The organism is Desulfocicer niacini (genome assembly GCF_054657595.1).
In genome coordinates, this window is sequence record NZ_BAAHYK010000065.1 from 1 (window position 1) to 20,656 (window position 20,656).

Below are 20,656 nucleotides of genomic sequence, written 5' to 3' on the forward strand. Positions count from 1 at the left end.
ATTTCTTTTCACCAAAATAGATACGGTCTTTGATCGGGTGGAAAAGATCGACGATTACACGGTCCGGTTCTATCTCACCGAAAAATACGGCCAGTTCCTGAACGATGCCATCTGGATTCAATTTTATACCTCCGCATACCTTAAAAAATTCGGGTGGAATGGGAAATTGACCTGCCCAAATCTGGCCGAACCCGGTCCCTACGGGTTGGGGCCCTATATTTTAAAGGCGGGATATGCAGAAGGAGACCGACAGACACCGGAGGTGGTATTGGTGGCCAATCCCAACTATTGGAACCCGAATTATCCCAAAGTTGAAACCATCACCGTCTATACGGAACTGGATACCAAGATCGCCATGGAAAATGTATTTGACAAGGACGGCGTACTGGATATCATGCCGATTCCCTTTTCCATGAAATGCAAAGCCGATGCCTCGCCATATGCAAAACTAATATCGGTGCCATCCACCAGCAGCTTCGCCATTTACATGAATCTGCGCAACGGCAATAAAAGACTGCTGGATAAAAAAGTTAGAGTTGCACTAAATCGTGCCATTGATCAGGCCCACTTGCTGGAACGCGCCTATTACGGTGAAGGCACGGTCAAACCCACACTGGCGTCCCCTATGTTTCCGGGCGTACGGGAAGTTGTCAAAACCCTGCGGCCCTATTCCGAAATTCAAAATCCCAAAGAAATCCGAGGGGAACTTAAAGGTATTCTGAATGGGCTGACACTGAAAGTGCTTACCCAGGATCGGTTCATGTTTGTCTGGAAGGGGATCGCACGCGATTTGAGAAAGGTGGGTGTCAAGCTGGCGTTCGAGATCACCACCAGTGAAAAATATGTGTTTAATCAACTGCTCGCCACCAACGCCGGAAAAAATACCAGAGCATGGGATTTTATAGTGTTTGGCTGTGATGACTGGTTCTACAACCACCCTTGGTCCGCTTTTCTCGTTTACCGGACCCACAATGCCTGGAGCACCATCTTTCCCGATCCGGTTTTGGATAATTATATTGATGCATTATTCCGCGTCTCCGTGGGAACGCCGGAATTCACGGCTATCTGTGACAGGATCATGCGTCATGTGTATGATAACGCCTACATGCTATTTGTTCCGGCGCCCAATAAGCTTCTGGCAGTCAATAAAAATATGAATTACAAGCCATATCCCATGGCCTGTATACCACTTTGGGAAATCGAGGTTTCCAAGGCACATTGGTCGGTGGCCCGGTAATATTTTCATTAACAAAACAACCTGTTCTGAACCGAGGGAGATGCCCCATGCTCAGAAAAATAAAACTCGGTCCCAAGCTCCTGGGCGCTTTTTTAGCCGTGGGATTAATTCCCTTTGCAGCGCTGGCCATGGTATCGCTGACCACTTCAAACAATGCGCTATCCAAGCAGGCCTTCAGTCAACTCGAAAGCATGCGCGAGGTCAAACAAAGCCAGATCATGGATCTGTTTGCGGGCATCCGGGGAGATATGAACGTGTTGCTGGAAACCGTGAAGGTCCTCAGACGGGAGGCATTTGAAAAACTTAAAAGCGTTGAACGCGTCAAAAAAACACAGATAGAAAATTTTTTCACCCGGGCCTGCAAAGATATCAGCGTTCTGGCCGCCAGTGAAGACAGTCACATGCTTTATAAACTGCTGCGGCGGTATCAGCATGATGAGGAAATCGAGACGAACGCCCCCTTTTTAATCGACACTTACGAGTACAATGAGATCTGGACTGAAAGCGGCCGGACCCTGCTGGATTATGTGAAGGTGTTCGGCTATTCCGACGCCCTGCTGATCAGTGCAGACCTTGGTCACATCATGTACACCGCTGCCAAAAATCGTGATCTGGGCACGAATTTAAAAACCGGCCCCTACAAGGATGAAAGCCTGGCATTGTTGTGGCAAAAAGTGATCGACACCCAACAGATCCAAATTCAGGATTTTCACCCCTATGAACCGCTGGGCGGGGTCCCGTTCGCGTTTATCGGCGCGCCAATCCAGGATTTAAGCGGTGACCTTCTGGCAGTGGCGGTCCTGCAAATATCTCTATCGGCGGTCAACGAGATCATGCAGGAGCGCGAGGGCCTCGGCCGCACCGGGGAAACCTATCTGGTGGGCAGCGATCAGTTGATGCGTTCCGATTCACTGCTGGACCCGGAATTTCATTGTGTAAAAACCTCCTTTGAAAACCCCCAGGCGTGCAAGGTGGATACCCTGGGCAGCCGCAACGCACTGGCCGGGCAAACAGGGCAGGATGTGATCCGCGGGTACCTGGGTAAGCCGGTGCTATCCAGCTACAGCCCCCTTAAAATCAAAGGACTCAATTGGGCCATCATTGCCGAAATAGACGTGGCCGAGGCGTTCAGCCCGGTGGATCCCAAAGGCCGTGAATTGTTCGCCTATTATGCCGAGTCCTATGGTTTTGATATGTTCCTTTTGAATCCCAATGGCTACTGCTTCTACTCAGCTGCCAAGAATGCCGATTATCAAACCAATTTACTTAACGGCCCCTTTGCCGACTCCGGGCTGGGCCGTCTGGTGCAACAGGTATTGAAGAGCCAATCCTTTGGTTTCGCGGATATCTCGCCCTATGCACCACGAAACGGGGAACCTGCCGCTTTTATTGCACAGCCGCTCCTTAACAACGGACAGGTTGAAGCCGTGGTGGCCCTGCAAATATCACAGGATGCCATCAACCGCATCATGCTGCAACGGGCAGGCATGGGTAAGACCGGCGAGACCTACCTGGTGGGGCCGGACAAGCTGATGCGCTCCGATTCATATCTTGATACCATCAACCGAACAGTCCTGGCCTCCTTCACCCATCCTGCCAAAGGAGGCGTAGATACAGAGGCGGCCCGTGAAGCCCTTGACGGCAAAAGCGGTGAAAAAGTCATCATCAACTACAACGGAAATGTCGTGCTTTCGGCCTATGCCCCAATCAATATATGGAATACAACCTGGGCTCTCATCGCCGAAGTCGACACCTCCGAGGCCTACGCCACGATAAGGGCACAAAAAACAATGATGGGTATTCTGGCGTTAATCTCTATTATGCCCATTCTCATTTTTTCGTTCCTGTTGACCCGCTATATTACCAATCCCATTATCAGACTCGCTGATAAAGCGTCGTATATTAGCACCCACAAGGATTTGAATCAGCGGATCGGATTTGAAAGCAACGATGAAGTCGGGGTCCTCGCTTCGGCTTTCAATGGCATGATCCAAAGTCTGAAGACCTATTATGATGGTCTGGAAGAGACCAATCGCAGCCTGAATGCGGAAATTGCCAGACGTAGGAATGCCGAAAACAAATATCGCAGCATTTTTGAAAACGCCGTGGAGGGTATTTTTCAAACCACTTTTGAAGGGCAGGTTCTTGATGCCAGCCCATCCTTTGCACGTATCTTTGGTTATGAAAGTCCCAGTGAACTGATCAAAACCATTTCCGATATCGGGAATCAGTTATACGCCGATGCCACGCGGCGTAAAGAGCTGTTACGCCAGCTTGAGCTGGAGGATACCATATCAAATTTTGAATCCCAAAAGCGCAGAAAGGACGGAAGCCTCATCTGGACGTCCCTCAATGTTCGCGCCGTTCGGGACCCTGCAGGGAAGCTGGCAGTTCTCGAAGGTTTTCTAACGGATATTACCCCCCGAAAACAGGCGGAGGAAGCGCTTCAAAAATATCGTGAAAAACTTGAAGAACAGGTCAAAGAGCGTACCACAGAACTGACCATTGCCAAAGAGCAGGCCGAGTCGGCCAATAAGGCAAAAAGTGAATTTTTAGCCAACATGAGCCACGAGCTGCGCACCCCTCTGAACGCCATCCTTGGATACTCCCAATTGATGCAACAAGGGACCTCTCTGACCAGCGAACAGCAAAATTATCTTGGCACCATCAGCAACAGCGGCGAACATCTTCTGGCCTTGATCAATGATGTATTGGATATATCTAAAATTGAGGCGAAAAAAAGTGCTTTAAACATCGCAACCTTTGATCTGCATGCATTGTTTAATGACTTGAAGATCATGTTCATCTCCCGGATGGAAGCCAAGCGCTTACATTTTAAAATGATCGGCATGGATAACGTACCGCGTTATGTCGTATCTGATGGAAACAAACTGCGCCAGGTGCTTGTTAACCTGATAGATAATGCCATTAAATTCACTCGACATGGCACCATCACCCTACGAGTGGCACAGCCATACCTGAAAAACAGTCAGAGCACCTTGCGTTTTGAAATCCATGACACCGGTGTCGGCATTGCCAAGAATGAACAGAACAGGCTATTCCACTGTTTTGAACAGACGACCATTGGCCGGCGGGCCGAAAGCGGCACCGGCCTGGGGTTGGCCATCTGCCGCACCTATGTCCGTATGATGGGAGGCGATATCACTGTAACCAGTCAAGAGGGTAATGGCAGCACCTTCTACTTTAACATTGTTATCAAAAAGGGCAACGCATCAGATGTCAAGGAACGTACCATGCAACAGCGATACGTAATCGGCTTGAAACCCACTCCGGATATCCCCCGCGTTCTGGTGGCTGAAGACAGGGATGAAAGCCGCACGTTGCTGGTGAAGCTCCTTCAAACGGTGGGCATTGAGGTTCAGGCTGCTGCCAACGGCAAAGAAGCTGTGGAAATCTTTGAAAAATGGCGACCCGATTTCATATGGATGGACATGCGTATGCCGGTGATGGACGGATACAAAGCCACAAGGCGCATACGCGCCATGGAACTTAAGTCCACCACAAAACACATTCCCATTGTCGCACTTACGGCCCACGCTCTGGAAGAGGAGCAGGAGCTGATCATGGCCTCCGGTTGCACCAATGTAGTGAAAAAGCCCTTTCACACCCAGGAAATTTTCGAAATGATGGAAAAACACCTTGGCCTGACTTACGTCTATGACAAAGAGCCAGCCCAGGAGAATGATGCAAAAATTGAGGTGCAAATCAGCCCGGCCCGGCTGGCAACTCTGCCGGCAAATTTAAGGCAGCAATTGCACAAGGCCGTGGTCCGACTGGACACACGGCGCACGCAGGAGCTCATCAAGCAGATCTCAGGGCATGACACCCAATCCGCTGCCGTCTTTCAAGCACTGGCTGACAACATGCAATATCACCGACTGCTGGCCTGCCTTGAAAACAAAATAACACCCTTAGAGGATTCCCCATGAGCAAGCTGACATTTCCATGGGTGGGAATGCCGTGTCAGGCAGACAAATCCTTGAATGGGGCAAACGACATATTGATAAAGGATGTCCATAATGAATAAGGTATCAGTGCATGTCGACCACGTTATTACGGTTTTAATAGTGGGGGATGATCCTGCAACCCGAAAGGATCTTGCAAAATATTTGGAAGTTTATAATTGCCGGACACTGTTTGCCCACAATGGTGCAATGGGCATTGATCGGGCCGCGTATGAACAGCCGGATCTTATCTTTATGGATGTGATGATGACAGGCATTGATGGTTTTGAGACCTGTCGCATACTCAAGAAAAAGGAGACAACCAAGGATATTCCGGTGATCTTAATAACGGAATGTGCTGATAAAAAAACGATTATCAAGGGATTTAATTCGGGTGCCGTGGATTATATCACCAAACCGTTTCTAAGCGAAGAAATCACAGCCAGAATAAAAACCCATTTATTCTCGAACCGAACGGAAAAGCAATTAAAATCAAGCAATAGTAAAAATGAGCAAAACAAACTGGAGGAAGAGGAAGAACGGATGAGACGGGCGCTTTTGAGCATCCTGGAAGACGAAAAGATATCGAAAGAAAAAATAAAAGCCTCTGAAAAAGCATTGAAAGAATCGCAAGGCAGGTTGCAGTCCCTGTCTTCCCATTTACTGGAAACCCAGGAAAAAAACTGGCGACGCATCGCTTTGGAACTCCATGACGAACTGGGGCAATCTCTCACCGTGTTAAAACTGAAGCTCAGGAGTATCAAAAAAGCCCTAACCTCGGATTCAATCGTGTTGAACACCAAATGTGATGATGCAAACACATACGTTGATCACATAATTAATAGCGTACGCCGTTTATCTCAAGAACTTTGTCCATCCTACATAGAAGATCTGGGCCTGGACGAATCCATCATCATTCTGGCAGAAGAATTTGCCAAACATACAAAATTGAAAATTTCCATTAAAGCCCATAAAATCAATGATTGCTTTGACCTGCAAGGACGAACCTTTATTTATCGCATTATTCAGGAATCGCTTAACAATATACAAAAACACGCTGAAGCCTGTAAGGTTTCCATTAAAATAAAGAGACAAGAATCCTACGTCGATATCCAGATTGTTGATGACGGAATCGGTTTCAACAAAGAGGGTAATAAAGTACAAAACGAACATAAATCAGGTCTGGGGTTGACTGCCATGTCAGAACGTGCCCGTATGTTGTGCGGTAAATTGCGGGTGCACAGTATCATCGGTACAGGCACACGGATTGAGGTAAATGTCCCTATTAACGAAAGGCGGCAAGGGGATCGTATCGTTTTATTCAACGCTGTTCAGAAGGAATGATCTCAATTTAAACCCTCGTATTGCATAAATGATAATTTAAAGATAGCAGACTCCCCATAGTTTTTGAACATGCATACGTTCCCTTTTCTGAAAAAAATTGCCACGAACAGACCGTATTTTGGACCCGGCCTTCCCACAACGAATCGTGAAAATCGACCTTGCAGAGGAATTATCTTCAGCCGTCGAAAAGATTAGCGTCCAGGCCGTATGGATTAAGGAGTTTGTGGACAACCTTGTCGGTTTTATCGGTCAATAGGCAAAAATACCAGTCCGATACTCATCGGATTGCGCTGGGCACTTTCACACTAAGCCAAATAGCCTCTTTTGGCGTATCTTCACTATGCTGTATCACCACCGTTCCTGCACGATGGTACGCTGGGTCTGGTTCTGCCATTCCATAGTGGGTCTTACCTTCATTATGTTGTTCAGACGGTTCTGGGTTTTCAAACGGTTGAATATTTCCACCCAGGCACAGGGTATGGTATGATCAATTTCACACATACCTTGGTTGGTCCCCCCACAGGGGCCGTTGAACAATCCCTTAGCGCATCGGGTCACAGGGCACACCCCGCCGGTATACCCCACCACACACTCTCCGCATGCCCGGCAGCGTTCTTCATAGACACCAATATCCCGGTCAATGCCGATGGCGGCAGTATTCACCGCAGGAAAAACAGGGGTCACAGGAAAGGCTTCCGCCACATACTGTACACCGGCACCGCATGCCATGGAAAGGACCGCATCGTACTTACCCATGATGGGGGTAAGTTCCTCAATGTAGAGCATGTTGCACTGTCGCTCAATGGTGTATCCCCTGGCATATCGTTTCTGATTATGATTTTTGAATACCATGTTAAGATCAAGGCAAAGGTGCTCCACCTCCCGCTGTCCGCCGCCCAGGCACACCGACGCACATCCGCCGCATCCAAGGACCAGCACTGAATTATATCCATCTATGGCATCCACAATCTCTTCAAATGGTTTTTCTTTTACCTTTATCATATCTTACCTCTGGTGGGCCGGGGAGTGAAAGCCGGTGCCGCCGTTATACTCATGGGAAATACCTTGGGACCGGCAGATACGCCGGCCCAGGCTGATCAGGTTGGGGATGTTGATACCCAGAGGACAGTAACACCTTGTACACAACACGCACCTTTCCCATAGGATTTCCTGCATTTTTTCAAGCTCTTTACGGGTAATTCTCCCCTTTTTCTTACAAATGATGCCCAGAGAATTGATCACTTTATGGGAGGGCATATATTCAGGCTTTTGTTCCCGGCAAGTGTAGAGAAAACAGCTGTCGGCACAGAGGCTGCAGTGAGCACATACCTTAAGGGAGATGGCAATCTGGGCATGGTTCTCCCTTAGAATGGCTTGAATTTCATCCACATTGACGGATTGGGTTACCTGCATGGAATTTTTCCTATCATAATACAATGGTTAAATGTTGGCTTTATACTGTGAGGGCATGGACTTCCACACCCGGTTTGCCCGGTTGCCAAGAAGATATTGATGTATCATAACAAACCGGTTTAAAAAAAAGTAAATCATGTGGACCAGTCGGGTAAAAGGAATCAGTATAAGCATCAATTCACCCGAGGCCATATGCAGCACAATCATGGTCCGGGAGTCAAAGAGCTGGTGATAGGCCATGAATCCCGTAATAAAAGGAGCAACGGCCAGGGCCAGCATGACAAAATCGGAAAAGGTGGTGATGGAACGAACCTCCTTTACAAAAAGTCTTTTTATAAAAAAGATAAAAGCGCACAAAATCGTCAAAATGGTCATAAAATCCACAAACAAATCGTTCAGGGACGGCAGAAACAGGTCTGTGGCAAATCCCACCATCATGGTGTGTCCCTGTACAAAAAAAGGCAGAAGCACCAGATTGATATGGAAAAAGGTGGTCAGCAATGTAAAGACTGGTCGACGTCCCGGCAAGGTTAGTTTCAGTTGGGCCAGGCGGTATCCCAGGGATGTCCGGTCTAGCAGGAGATTTTTGCCGGGGGCCGGTTTTTTTTGGAGGGTCACACGTGCCCGTCCGGAAAAAGTTGTGCTGCTGGTAAAAAGGTAAAATAGAATTACCTGAAATACTGTGCCGAAAATAAAAAGGCCAAGGGCGACCCATATCATGGGGCCACTCAGGAAAAGGTACAGATCCATCGTTGTTATTGACAAATTATCCATGGTAATTTCCCATCATAAAAAACCAGAAGCCCAGCATTTCCAGCAGCCATAGTGCCAGAACACTATAGATGGTGGATTCGGCTTGGAGCATGCACTCCTGAAGGCTATAAAATTTTGATTCCATATGATTTATTTTTCCTTTAAATTTTAGGCTCATGTTGGCTTTCAAAGTCTTTCAAAACGAAGTATAATTCAACTTTCGGACTTCATTTCAAAGTCGGCGTTTTTATACAATTCATGCCGACGGGGCCAGGCTTGTGTTATTGATGTTATCGACCAAGGCCTTTTCAAACGAAAAACGCCTCGATAATGTCAATAACGCAAGCCTGACCCCACCACGAAAGGCGAACACCGAAAGTTGAGGTATAAATATTCGGGTTGGCAGTTCAAATATCACAAATATTTGACTTTATTTAAAATATTCCAAGGTTATGCGTTATTAGATATATTGTTAATAATTTCGGATCAGTTATGAACCGACATAAAAATAAGGTCCCGGAATCCAACAAGAGTAAATTTAAAATGCGGAATGGCCTATAAAACCATCAAGACATACATCATCATGCAAGTGCAGAAGTACCACTTTTTTTACCCAAGAACTGAATTCTTCAAAGATGGAAGCTAATTTATTCTGGGACATTGCATTTAAAGAATCGTTTACCAACACGGTACCTGTAAATTGGACCCAGATAAATTTAGCAATGGCAAACGGTGCAATGGCACCATTATTCATCTTTTCATGATGACCGAAATGTATGGCAATGCTGTTAATTACCCTGTGAAGTTGCTTTGTGAATGATGAAATTATTTCATCGGACATTTGAAATTTTTCATTCCCCTGCCTATTCAGCGCGTATTTCATTAACTTCGGATTTTTCTCATAGGCATTAACAAGGCAATCACATATGATTTCAATTCGTTCTTCAAGAGGCAGAAAATTGTTAAAGTCATTCGTATAATTCAGTTGAGTAATTAATTCGTCAAACATGCATAGAATTATTGATAAAAATATATCTTCTTTACTTTTAAAATACAGGTAAACTGTACCAGGACTCACCTCTGCATGATCGGCAATCTGAGCAAGAGTTGCATTCGCAAACCCCCGTTCTTGAAATACCAGTTCGGCTGCCGCCATGATTTGCTGACGTCTCTGTCGTTTTTCTCTTATTCTTCGTTCCACTATTCCCATATAGACCACCAATCATTTACACCTAAAAGTTGCATTCATGGCTTTGCATTTTAAATGATATCTCAATCATATAGAAGACTTATGAAGACCATTTTTCCATTATTAACTCACTATAGTTATGAAGATTCAAAATGAAAAGGCCATGAATCCTTCTGGAGGCTTATTTGGCCTGACCTGCTGCATTACCAGGCATTTGCGGTATAGTTTTATGTTCGAAAAAGACCAACGCAAAAGAAGGATACAAGACAAGCATGCAGGTACATTCTTTGAGCAAAATAGGCTTACCCTTTCGATCCCAAACGAAGGCCGCCGTGCAGAAAATAAGTTTCAGCGTTTATGGCTTCGTTACGATATAATTCGCCGATGAGCGAAGCGACTTCTTCGGGTTCAATCAGGCGACCGATGGGCACATTCTCAAGGATCTTATCTAAGGCCTTCTGGTTCATCTCCCTGACCATCTCCGTACCGACATAACCGGGAGCCACGGCCACACAACGAATTTTGTGGGCCAGCTTTTTACGGAAAAACTCCGCCGTAATAACTTTAGGCATGACAGACATAGCGGCCTTGGTGGAGGAGTAATTGATTTGCCCCGCAGTTCCCAGTGATCCGGTTGAAGAAATAAGGCATATCAACCCCTTGCACCCCCCATTGATCATACGCTCGGCACACTCCCGCACCGTCAGAAACGCCCCGGTCAAATTGATATCAACCACCCGGGTAAATTGTTCCAAACTCATTTTAGCCTTAATTTTACCGGTTTCCCGATCAGGCGCTAAAAAAAGACCATCGTTGATGATACCTGCGCATGGTACCACAAGGTTGATGGCGCCAAAGGTATTTATAGCTAGATCAGCCAAAGCGGCGTTGTCTATTTCCTTTGTCACATCTCCAACCAGGATCTCCGCCTCTCCGCCCATGTCTCGAATTTCGCCTGCGACCCGCTCCAAACCTTCCGGCATGACATCGCCAAGCACGACTTTACCGCCATTTCGGACCCAATATTTGGCTATTGTTTCACCTATACCGCTCCCACCGCCGGTAATAACGGCAACTGATTTTCCAATTGCTAACATATCATCTCCTAATTTTCCGCCGGATCATTCCGGTCGGCCTCGTCGCTCGTATTAAAAGTTATGCCAATTCTTTGCCAGCCAGGAATCTGCATTGTTGAAAAAGCAAACTGCTATTATCTCTACGCACACTGCCTATTGGGCAGCCATAATACCCTCGTTGTGCCCGTGTCCGCCCGCGACTCTGTATAACCATGCGCTTACAATTTCACGAGCCGCATTTTGCGGGTCAATCCGGTATTCCCATGTACGTCGTAAGGCATTGTCGATATCCCGGCCGTTGTCCATCTGGCTCCAGAACAGACGGGTAAACTCAGCTTCAACGTGATGTTTCAATTCTTCCCTGATCTGCAGACGCCGACGCTTCTCCATTTTATTATCTCGTTTCAGGTAGCACCGATGTTCCAACAGTCCTTCATAGACCTCATCAATGCCCTGATTCATGGCCGCCGACGTCATAAAAATCGGCGGTCTCCAATCCAGACGGGCATCAATACGATCCAATAATCCTTTTAACGAATGGGCTATGTTCTCGGCACCCGCACGATCGCATTTGTTGACCACGAAAACGTCCGCTATCTCCATAAGACCTGCCTTCATGATCTGAACACCGTCACCCGACTCAGGGGTCAACATCACCACCACCGTATCAGTGGCTTTGGCGATATCGAGTTCCGACTGCCCCACTCCCACGGTTTCGATAATGATGATATCCCTGCCGCTGGCGTCAAGTATCCGCGCCGCCTCCCTCGTGGTTCGTGACAGACCACCCATAATTTTACCGGCACTCATGCTGCGGAAAAAATAATCATAGTCTTTGTTCTTGATATTAACCCGCACCCGGTCTCCCAGAAGGGCGCCGCCGGAAAAGGGACTGCTCGGATCAACGGCCACAACTCCAACAGAATGTCCCCTTTGACAAAAACGCCTGACCAACTTATCGACCATGGTGCTTTTTCCGGCTCCCGGTGCCCCTGTGATACCGATATAATAGGCCTTTCCGGTATGTTCATACATTTTCTGCAAAATGTAAGGTGCATGGCTGTCACCGCGTTCAACAAGGGATATTAACCGCGATGTAGCACTCTTTTCACCTTTCAATGCGGCTGCAATGATTTCGTTGATACTTTTCATGGCGCCCCCCTCTCTTTTTCAGGCAGAAAATCCTGTTTTGATCCTGCATCAATTGAACGATTTTTTTTGTATGAATATAATTCTCACTCAATAATATCAGCAAGTAACGATTATGATGTTTTCACCCATTGCTCATCAGCCATAAGTTCTCTGCGTACCTCATGTTGATATCGAATAACAATCTAAAACAATTAAACTTAAATTCTAAATACCCGTTTTTATATCAATTTTGATTTCAGCAACCTATGAGAACTTATGACTCTTAAGCCCATTGGATGATAAGCATAAAATCAGCAAAACCGACCCGTTCAGATTATCAGAAGATTTTGCTGACAAAAATCGCTCAGCTCAAGGCCGGACTCAGCGCTACGCATTCATTGATTCCGTCGATGATGGTCTGCATGGGCGTATCCGGCAGGTAGACTTTTTGGATGCCGTGTTCCTGCTCCAGACACTTGGCATCTTTTGGTGCCATAACGCCCCCCATAAATACCTTGATATGATCTATACCCTTTTCCTTGAGAAGTTGTACCACTCTTGGCCCCAACGTCAAGTGGCTCCCTCCGAGACTGCTCAGCCCGATCACGTCCGCATCTTCTTCCAGCGCCGCCTCAACGATCTGATCCGGAAATTTATTACCGAGATAAATAACCTCCATCCCGGAATCCTTCATAAACTGCGATACCAGGTATACCCCCCGCCAATGAATGTCCAAGCCCAGCTTTGCCATTACTACTCTGACTTTCCTATCCATGTTTAATATTCTCCTTTTATGAATGCATCTTCGGTTACCACAAAACAACACCCCATTTTTAATGGTACAGTCTGCTGTCAATAATCCGCACCGGGTAAAAATCTCTTTACAGGAGGGGGAAGGCCCACAAACCGAATTCCTCTCGGAACAGTTCTTCTATTTCACCCAGGGTAACCAGGTTTTTAACCGCATCAATACAATGGGGCATCAGGTTTTCTTCGCTATGGCATTTGTCTCTCAGGATCGCCAGGCTTTCCTTGACATTTTGATCGTTGCGTTCTTTGCGCAATTTCTCCAGTTTGGCCTTCTGCCGCGTAAACGTTTCGGGGTATTCATAGACATCAATGGGGGTCGTTTCCGTATCCGTTGACGCCTGATAATTAACGCCTACAATTTTGATTTCGCCACTTTCAATTTTCTTCTGGTATTCCAAATTGTAGTTACTGATTTCACGGTGCAGCCAACCATCTTCGACGGCTTTGACCAGGCCACCCATGTCTTCTATTTTCCGGATATAGTCGAATATTCGATTGGTCATCTCATCGGTGAGATGCTCCACATAATATGACCCGGCCAGGGGATCCACCGTGCTGCAAACACCGCTTTCAGCCTGGATAATCTGCTGGGTCCGCAGGGAAATCAAAGCTGCTTCTTCCGTGGGTGCCGAATACGCTTCGTCATAGGAATCGATGTGCAGGGATTGACATCCACCCAATACCGCTGCCATTCCCTGGAGGGTCGAACGCGCCACGTTGTTGAGCGGTTCGGTGGCTGGCAGGGTTACCCCGGCGGTCTGTACATGGAAACGCATGAGCATGGATTTGGCTTTTTGAGCGCCGAAACGTTCTTTCATCATCTTATACCAGACCTTGCGGCTTGCCCGGCATTTAGCGATCTCTTCAAAGAAGTCGTTGTGAAGATCCCAGAAAAAGGACATCCGAGGTGCAAAATCGTCAATATTCATCCCTCTTTTGATCAGTTCCTCGGCAGTGGCAACCGCATTGGCAATGCCCACAGCAACCTCGCCTATTGCATTGGTGCCCGCTTCACGTAAATTGTAGCCGTTGTAGCTCACCGGATTCCATCGGGGAACATTTTTGCAAACCCATTCGATTACATCGCATTGCATGCGAAAGGAGGCCTTCGGCGGAAGAATTTCCGGGGCGCTGCCCACGCAGGTCTCCATGATAAAGTCGTTCTGACAGGTTCCGGCAATGCTGGTCCAGGGAGTTCCGCGCTGCTCGGCCACGGCAAAGTACATGGCCGGGATCACCAGGCTGGTGCTGGGCAGATGGGTAACAATATTCGTACTGGCCGTTCCCATATCGATACCTTTAAAAAAAGCGTCCATATCCCAGATGGAATCCACTGCTGCGCCACAGGCCCCTACATTACCCTCGGCTTCGGGATCATCGGAGTTATAACCGCGGACGGTGGGCAAATCAAAGAGGATGGATATACCCGTTGCCCCATGGTCGAGCAGGTATCGAACCCTTTCGTTGCAGTCTTCCGGTGCGCCCAGACCTGCCAGCTGGCGTACGGTGAAGAGCCTGCCGCGGTACATGTTGGGATAGACGCCGCGCACATAGGGCGCATGTCCAGAAAAACCGATATCATCCGTATAGTTGATCTCTTCGACGTCGGCCGGGGTATAAAGCAGTTTAATGGGGATGCCCGAATGGGTGAAATACTTGCCCTCGGTCTCGCGATCTATCTCGCGAAGGCTGTTATTAAACCAGTCTTGGTAATTATCTTTAATCTGCTGCACATGTTCTTCACTGAAAAGGCATTGCGCTTCTTTTGATACACTACTATTGCTTTTCTCCAAAATTTTTCCTCCTCGTTGCAGGTTGAAATGCTTGTTTTCCCCAACTTATAGATATAAATAGACAAAATGGAATCTCAATGACTTTGGCTTCTTCCCAATCTTAAAGGCAAGCTCAGTGATTAAAGACTTCCTTCTGTTTATGAACCTACGATATAGTTTTAATTTACTTAATATTATATTATGGAATTCATAGGCTGAATACAATCCACAGCAATGGCTATTTTCGTATAGTTAGGCTTAGCTATGCAAAAACTATCCTTCAGCAAGCTTTTTCAGCATTTCATACTTCTGGTTCAGTTCCTGCTCAATCATGGCCCTGAGCCGCTTGGACTCTTCAGGAAAACTCTTTTCCAGGGCGGCAAACCGATTCTCGCCGGAGAGAAACTCCTGCAAGGTGCCGTCAGGTTCTTTGGAATCGAGGATAAACGGATTTTTCCCTTCAGCTTTCAGCATGGGGTTGTATCGATACAAGGGCCAGAAACCGGACTCAACCGCCAGTTTGCTTTCCAGCTGGGTTTTACCCATCCCCTTTCGAATCCCCTGATTGATACAGGGCGCGTAACAGATAATCAGGGAAGGTCCGGGATAGCGTTCCGCCTCCATAAAGGCCTTGACGGTCTGCTGCTTGCTGGCACCCATGGCGATGGAGGCGACATAGACATATCCGTAGCTCATGGCCATGGCGCCCATATTTTTCTTGCCGATCTTTTTGCCGGTGGCGGCATATTTGGCAATGGCACCTGTGGGGGTCGCTTTGGAAGACTGTCCACCGGTGTTGGAGTACACCTCGGTATCCAGCACCAGGATGTTGATGTCATCCCCGGATGCCAGCACATGATCCACACCGCCGTATCCGATATCGTAGGCCCAACCGTCACCACCGAAAACCCAGTGGGACTTTTTGGTGAAAAGATTTTGATCTTCGGCCAGATCCTTGAGAAGCACATTGTTGCTGTCGGCAGCCAGCAGCGCCTTGAGCTTGTCTCCGAACGCCCGTGAGGCCTCGGCCTCGTTCATACCGTCAATCCAGCCGGACAGTGCATCTTTGAACTCCGGGGTAATGTCGGCTTCCAGAAGCATTTGGGCTTTGTCCGCCAGCATGGCCCGCCGTTTATTAGTGGCCAGCATCATACCGTAACCAAACTCTGCCGCATCCTCGAACAGGGAGCTTCCCCAGGCCGGGCCGAATCCGTCTGCATTGGTGCAGTAGGGAATCGTGGGAGCCGAACCACCCCAAATGGAGGAACATCCGGTGGCATTGGCAACGGTCATTCTCTCACCAAAGAGTTGCGTCAACACTTTCACATAAGGGGTTTCCCCGCATCCGGCACAGGCACCGGAGAACTCCAGCATGGGTTTGATGAACTGGCTGCCTTTGACAGAGCCTCTCTTGCCAAGGCCCTCTTTAAAGGAAACGGTGAGGGAGAACCTGTGGTTGGCCACTTCCGTATCGATCTGGGTAGCCAGGGGTTTCATCACAAGGGCCGTGGTCTTGGCCGGACAAATATCGGCGCAGTTGCCGCACCCCTGGCAATCCAGGGGATTAACCTGCATTCTGAACTGATACCCTTTGAGCTCTTTGCCTTTACCCGGCTGGGTGATGAAGGGATCAGGTGCACCCTTAAGCTCTTCATCGGTGGCAACAATGGGGATAATGGCGGCATGGGGGCAGACAAAGGAACATTGGTTGCACTGAATGCAGTTTTCAGGTATCCATTGGGGAACGTTGATGGCTACCCCTCGCTTCTCGTACTGACTGGTGGAGGCGGGGAAGATGCCGTCAGGCGTAAAGACGCTGACAGGCAGACTATCACCTTGCTGTGCGAGGATGGGACGAACCACCTTATCCATGAAGGCCGTGGTGGATTCAGCCACAGGAAAACCGGTACCATTCTTCCACGCTTCAGGGACTTTGACTTCAATAAGATTATCCAAGGTTTTATCCACAGCAGCAATGTTCATCTGGACAATCTGATCGCCTTTTTTACCGTAGGCCTTTTTGATATCGGCTTTAAGAAGCTTGATGGCCTCTTCAAAGGGAAGCACGTTGGCCAGTTTGAAAAAGCAGGTCTGCATGATCATGTTGATGCGATTGCCAAGGCCAACTGCTTCGGCGATCTTGACGGCATCCACATTGAAGAACTTCAGCTTTTTTTCATGGATGGTCTTTCGGACATCGCCGGGAATCTCTCGATCCATATCCTCGATGGACCAGGGTGAGTTGAGAAGGAAAGTGCCCCCCTCTCTGATGCCCTGGAGCACATCGTAGATCCCTACATAGTTAGCCTTGTGACAGGCAACAAAATCAGGTCTTGTGATTAGATAGGTGGACTGAATGGGAACATCTCCGAATCGCAAATGTGAGATGGTGATGCCGCCGGATTTCTTGGAGTCATAGGCAAAATACCCTTGGGCGTACTTGTCAGTGTTGTCACCGATGATCTTGATGGCACTCTGGTTGGCGCCGACGGTTCCGTCTGAACCCAGCCCCCAGAATTTGGCACCCACCGTTCCCTCCGGTGCCGGATTGAAATCACAAGCCGGCTCCAGAGAGGTATGGGTGACATCGTCTTTGATCCCCACAGTAAAGTGATTTTTGGGACCGACGGATTTCATGTTGTCAAAAACAGCCTTGATCATGGGTGGATTGAACTCCTTGGAGCTCAGACCATAGCGCCCCCCTACGAGCCTGGGACCTTCCCCTCTCTCCATCAATGCGATACAGACATCCATATAAAGCGGATCACCCAGTGCACCTGGCTCTTTGGTCCGATCCAGAACCGTCAGCGTCTCTGCCGTTGCCGGGATGGCTCCAAGGAGTGCAGCGGCATCAAACGGTCTGTATAGACGCACCTTGACCACACCGACTCGCTCGCCCTGACGGTTGAGCTTGTTGACACTCTCTTCAATGGCCTCGCAACCAGAGCCCATGGCAATGATGACCCGCTCGGCTTCGGGATCGCCAGCATAGTCAAACAGGTGGTAATGCCGCCCGGTTAGAAGGGCCACCTTGTCCATGTAAGCCTGTACCATGGCAGGTGTTGCCAGGTAGTACGGGTTGGCGGCCTCTCTGCCCTGGAAGTATATATCCGGGTTCTGTGCGGTTCCCCGGATATTGGGCTTTTCAGGGTTCATGGCACGTTCTTTGAATGCTTTAAAAGCATCCCAATTCATAAGAGCGGCCATATCATCGTAGTCGATCATTTCGATTTTCTGGATCTCGTGGGAGGTCCTGAACCCATCGTAAAAATGCAAAAACGGAACACGCGCCTCAAGGGTGGCCAGGTGGGCCACCAGGGCCAGATCCATGGCTTCCTGTACGGAATTGGATGAGAGCATGGCAAAACCGGTCTGGCGTGCTGCCATAACATCCTGATGATCACCGAAAATGGAGAGGGCATGGGCAGAAATGGCACGGGCAGTTACATGGAACACAGAGGGGAGTAACTCGCCGGCGATTTTGTACATATTGGGTATTTTAAGAAGCAGTCCCTGGGATGCGGTGAAGGTGGTGGTGAGTGCCCCTGCCACAAGAGAGCCGTGTACTGCACCTGCAGCGCCCGCTTCAGACTGCATCTGTTTTATGGTCAACTCCTGGCCAAAAATATTTTTTCTGCCTGCGGCCACCCAACTATCCGCAATCTCACCCAAAGGGCTCGAAGGAGTAATGGGGTATATGGCCGCGACATCGCTCATGGCATAGGCCACATGGGTTGCGGCTGTGTTACCGTCGATTGTCTGCATTTGTTTTTTCATGGAACACCTTATTGTTAACGATTGCTCTTTTGGGACAAATTTGTCTGATTGCCGATTCTAAAATTGATCTTGCCAATGTTTAAAAAAATGTTGGCTTAGATTTGGAGAGCATGCTTTCAATACCAACATGGTGATAAAAAGGGGTTAACGGGTGAATTTCAAAAACATTTCCCCAATGCGCAATCAAATCCGAAACTCGGCAAGACACTTAGCGTTCAATCACCATGGCCATTCCCATTCCACCGCCGATACACATGGAAATTAAACCGGTGCTGTAATCTTTCCGCTTCATTTGATGAATGGCTGTCACCATCTGACGGGCACCGGTACATCCAATGGGGTGGCCAAGTGAAATGCCGCTTCCCAGCTCATTGGCTTTCTCAACATCGATATTCAACTCTCGCATACAACCAATGGCCTGGGCGGCAAACGCTTCGTTAAGCTCGATCAAGTCAATATCCCCCATAGTCATTTTTGTTTTTTGAAGAACCCTGTTGATGGCAGGTACCGGTCCAAGTCCCATGTAAGCGGGATCCAGTCCTCCCGCCCCATAGGTTTTAACCTTGGCAAGCTTCTCAAGTCCCAATTCGTCGGCTTTTGCTTCGCTCATGAGAAGTACGGCCGCAGCCCCGTCGTTAATTCCGGAGGCGTTGCCTGCAGTGACGCTCCCGTCTTTTTTAAAGGCCGGTCTCAGTTTGGCAAGCTTTTCAAGACTTGTCTCCATGGGGCGCTCATCACGATCCACAATCACATCGTTTTTGCGGGATTTAATTATGATGGACTCGATCTCCTGGGAAAAGGTGCCGTCATTGACTGCGGCGAATGCACGTGTATGGCTCAGCAGTGCCAACTCATCCTGTTCCTGACGGGTGATCCCATATTTCTCAACAATATTCTCTGCCGTAAGCCCCATGTGGTATCCATAAAATATCTCATAAAGTCCGTCGTATACCATCAAGTCATGAACGTTACCCACACCGGTGAGTTCCATCCGATGGCCCCATCTGGCCTTTAACAATGCCATGGGAGCATTGCTCATGCTCTCCTGGCCGCCGGCAAGAACGACATCCGCATCTCCGGATTTAATCGCTTGGGCCGCCAATGCAATGGCTTTAAGTCCTGAGCCGCAAATCTTATTGATGGTGAAAGCGGTCGTATAGCGGGGAATCCCGGCTGCAATCATTGCTTGACGGGCGGTATTTTGTCCCTGTCCGGCCTGGAGTACATTCCCCATGATCACTTCATCAATTTGTACGGGGGTCAAACTGTCGTCATAGTCATATCCCTTCTTCTCAAGGTCAATCATTCCCTGGGCCTTCAAGGAGTCTGGTCCGGCAGATTCAAGTGCTTTATCCACCGCCGGTCTCAACCCTGCACGTTTGAGTACACTTTTCATGACAGTGGTTCCAAGGTCTACCACGGGGACGGTTTTCAAAACCCCTCCAAAAGATCCCACTGCTGTTCGAACACCACTTACGATAACGACATCTCTCATAATTCAAGCCTCCAGGTTGGTTTGTTTGCGTTTCAATACTATTTCGTATGATCATTCACCAAAGGATCAGGCATACGCCAATATGAAACATTCTTTGCGACAGGGTTTCATAATAAACAACTTACCCATTTTTCGTGAACGAGTTCCCCCATACCCCACTATTCAGGGGAGTCAGAGCCAATCAATTTACCTGCAAATTCAGATTAAATACTGATGGTCATTAGTTCATTTTTTTTTCATGCGTTATTATTGTGGCAGATGATCTGACATGGCTGTTATTATGGTAGACAGATATAGAAAATACAATCCACAACAATGGCCATTTATTTATAGTCAATTTTAACTATAAAAAAGTATCTTGACATTAGGGGCCATCTCAAGACTATAAATGGGCGGCGTAATCAGCCTGACCGGTTTACGCCGCTATGAAGGGACCAAATTAACTGGTTATGTTTTTCGTGATATTAAGGAGTCACCATGAGCGATGATATTTTACAAATGCCGGAGCAGGCCGATCTGCTGATTGTCAATAATGCCATCAACAGGCAAAGAGTGCCGGTAAAGTGCATAATCAAAAGATCGTGGGCGTTTGCCATAATTATGATGCTGGTATTGGCGGGGCAGGCATGGGCAAAAGCACTTCCAGGCTCTCACATCAAGGTATTCATTCCGAGTCTGCCGTACATTTACACAT

15 protein-coding genes are annotated in these 20,656 nt (G+C 48.0%); 4 read left to right on the plus strand and 11 right to left on the minus strand.

Translation table 11 applies throughout. From position 1 onward, the window contains the following. The 3 genes from ACYQ2M_RS22565 to ACYQ2M_RS22575 form a co-directional block, all read left to right on the plus strand. Positions 1-1,237 (plus strand): ABC transporter substrate-binding protein (locus tag ACYQ2M_RS22565; RefSeq protein ID WP_459918657.1); only part of this gene is annotated, 1,237 nt, incomplete at its 5' end. A gap of 47 nt (positions 1,238-1,284) precedes the next feature. Beyond that, positions 1,285-5,187: a cache domain-containing protein gene (locus ACYQ2M_RS22570; protein WP_459918658.1), complete on the plus strand. Its 3,903-nt coding sequence runs from the start codon at positions 1,285-1,287 to the stop codon at positions 5,185-5,187. A 90-nt stretch (positions 5,188-5,277) separates the two neighbouring features. Next, on the plus strand, positions 5,278-6,546 hold the full coding sequence (locus ACYQ2M_RS22575; RefSeq protein WP_459918659.1) for an ATP-binding response regulator: 1,269 nt from the start codon (positions 5,278-5,280) through the stop codon (positions 6,544-6,546). A 348-nt stretch (positions 6,547-6,894) separates the two neighbouring features. Here the strand turns inward: ACYQ2M_RS22575 and ACYQ2M_RS22580 are convergent, their stop codons facing one another. The 11 genes from ACYQ2M_RS22580 to ACYQ2M_RS22630 all read right to left on the minus strand — a co-directional run bounded on the left by ACYQ2M_RS22580 (position 6,895) and on the right by ACYQ2M_RS22630 (position 19,962). After that, positions 6,895-7,548 (minus strand): methylenetetrahydrofolate reductase C-terminal domain-containing protein, encoded by a 654-nt coding sequence (locus tag ACYQ2M_RS22580; protein WP_459918660.1) that lies wholly within the window; start codon positions 7,546-7,548, stop codon positions 6,895-6,897. 3 nt (positions 7,549-7,551) lie between these two features. Beyond that, positions 7,552-7,959, minus strand: coding sequence for a 4Fe-4S dicluster domain-containing protein (locus ACYQ2M_RS22585; RefSeq protein ID WP_459918661.1), 408 nt, complete (start codon positions 7,957-7,959; stop codon positions 7,552-7,554). A gap of 27 nt (positions 7,960-7,986) precedes the next feature. After that, positions 7,987-8,733, minus strand: a complete 747-nt coding sequence (locus ACYQ2M_RS22590) for a hypothetical protein (protein ID WP_459918662.1) — start codon at positions 8,731-8,733, stop codon at positions 7,987-7,989. Next, positions 8,726-8,857, minus strand: a complete 132-nt coding sequence (locus ACYQ2M_RS22595; RefSeq protein WP_459918663.1) for a hypothetical protein — start codon at positions 8,855-8,857, stop codon at positions 8,726-8,728. Before ACYQ2M_RS22595 ends, ACYQ2M_RS22590 begins: the two co-directional genes overlap by 8 nt. A gap of 393 nt (positions 8,858-9,250) precedes the next feature. After that, the gene (locus ACYQ2M_RS22600) at positions 9,251-9,922 is read right to left on the minus strand and encodes a TetR/AcrR family transcriptional regulator (RefSeq protein WP_459918664.1); all 672 of its coding nucleotides are present in this window, start codon (positions 9,920-9,922) and stop codon (positions 9,251-9,253) included. Positions 9,923-10,203: 281 nt separating this feature from the next. Further along, positions 10,204-10,998 (minus strand): SDR family NAD(P)-dependent oxidoreductase, encoded by a 795-nt coding sequence (locus ACYQ2M_RS22605; protein WP_459918665.1) that lies wholly within the window; start codon positions 10,996-10,998, stop codon positions 10,204-10,206. Between the two features lie 132 nt (positions 10,999-11,130). Then, positions 11,131-12,129 (minus strand): methylmalonyl Co-A mutase-associated GTPase MeaB, encoded by a 999-nt coding sequence (gene meaB, locus ACYQ2M_RS22610; RefSeq protein WP_459918666.1) that lies wholly within the window; start codon positions 12,127-12,129, stop codon positions 11,131-11,133. A gap of 343 nt (positions 12,130-12,472) precedes the next feature. Next, on the minus strand, positions 12,473-12,883 hold the full coding sequence (locus ACYQ2M_RS22615) for a cobalamin B12-binding domain-containing protein (protein WP_459918667.1): 411 nt from the start codon (positions 12,881-12,883) through the stop codon (positions 12,473-12,475). Between the two features lie 106 nt (positions 12,884-12,989). Then, a complete protein-coding gene (locus ACYQ2M_RS22620; protein WP_459918668.1) occupies positions 12,990-14,711 on the minus strand; it encodes an acyl-CoA mutase large subunit family protein in 1,722 nt (573 codons plus the stop codon). Between the two features lie 252 nt (positions 14,712-14,963). Beyond that, positions 14,964-18,467: a pyruvate:ferredoxin (flavodoxin) oxidoreductase gene (nifJ, locus tag ACYQ2M_RS22625; protein ID WP_459918669.1), complete on the minus strand. Its 3,504-nt coding sequence runs from the start codon at positions 18,465-18,467 to the stop codon at positions 14,964-14,966. Positions 18,468-18,675: 208 nt separating this feature from the next. Further along, positions 18,676-19,962 carry a thiolase family protein gene (locus ACYQ2M_RS22630; RefSeq protein WP_459918670.1) on the minus strand — a complete coding sequence of 429 codons (1,287 nt, stop codon included), beginning with the start codon at positions 19,960-19,962 and terminating at the stop codon, positions 18,676-18,678. 477 nt (positions 19,963-20,439) lie between these two features. On the opposite strand from ACYQ2M_RS22630, the gene ACYQ2M_RS22635 reads away from it, so the two are divergent. Next, positions 20,440-20,656, plus strand: a 217-nt coding sequence (locus ACYQ2M_RS22635) for a hypothetical protein (protein ID WP_459918671.1), incomplete at its 3' end; no start/stop codon positions are given.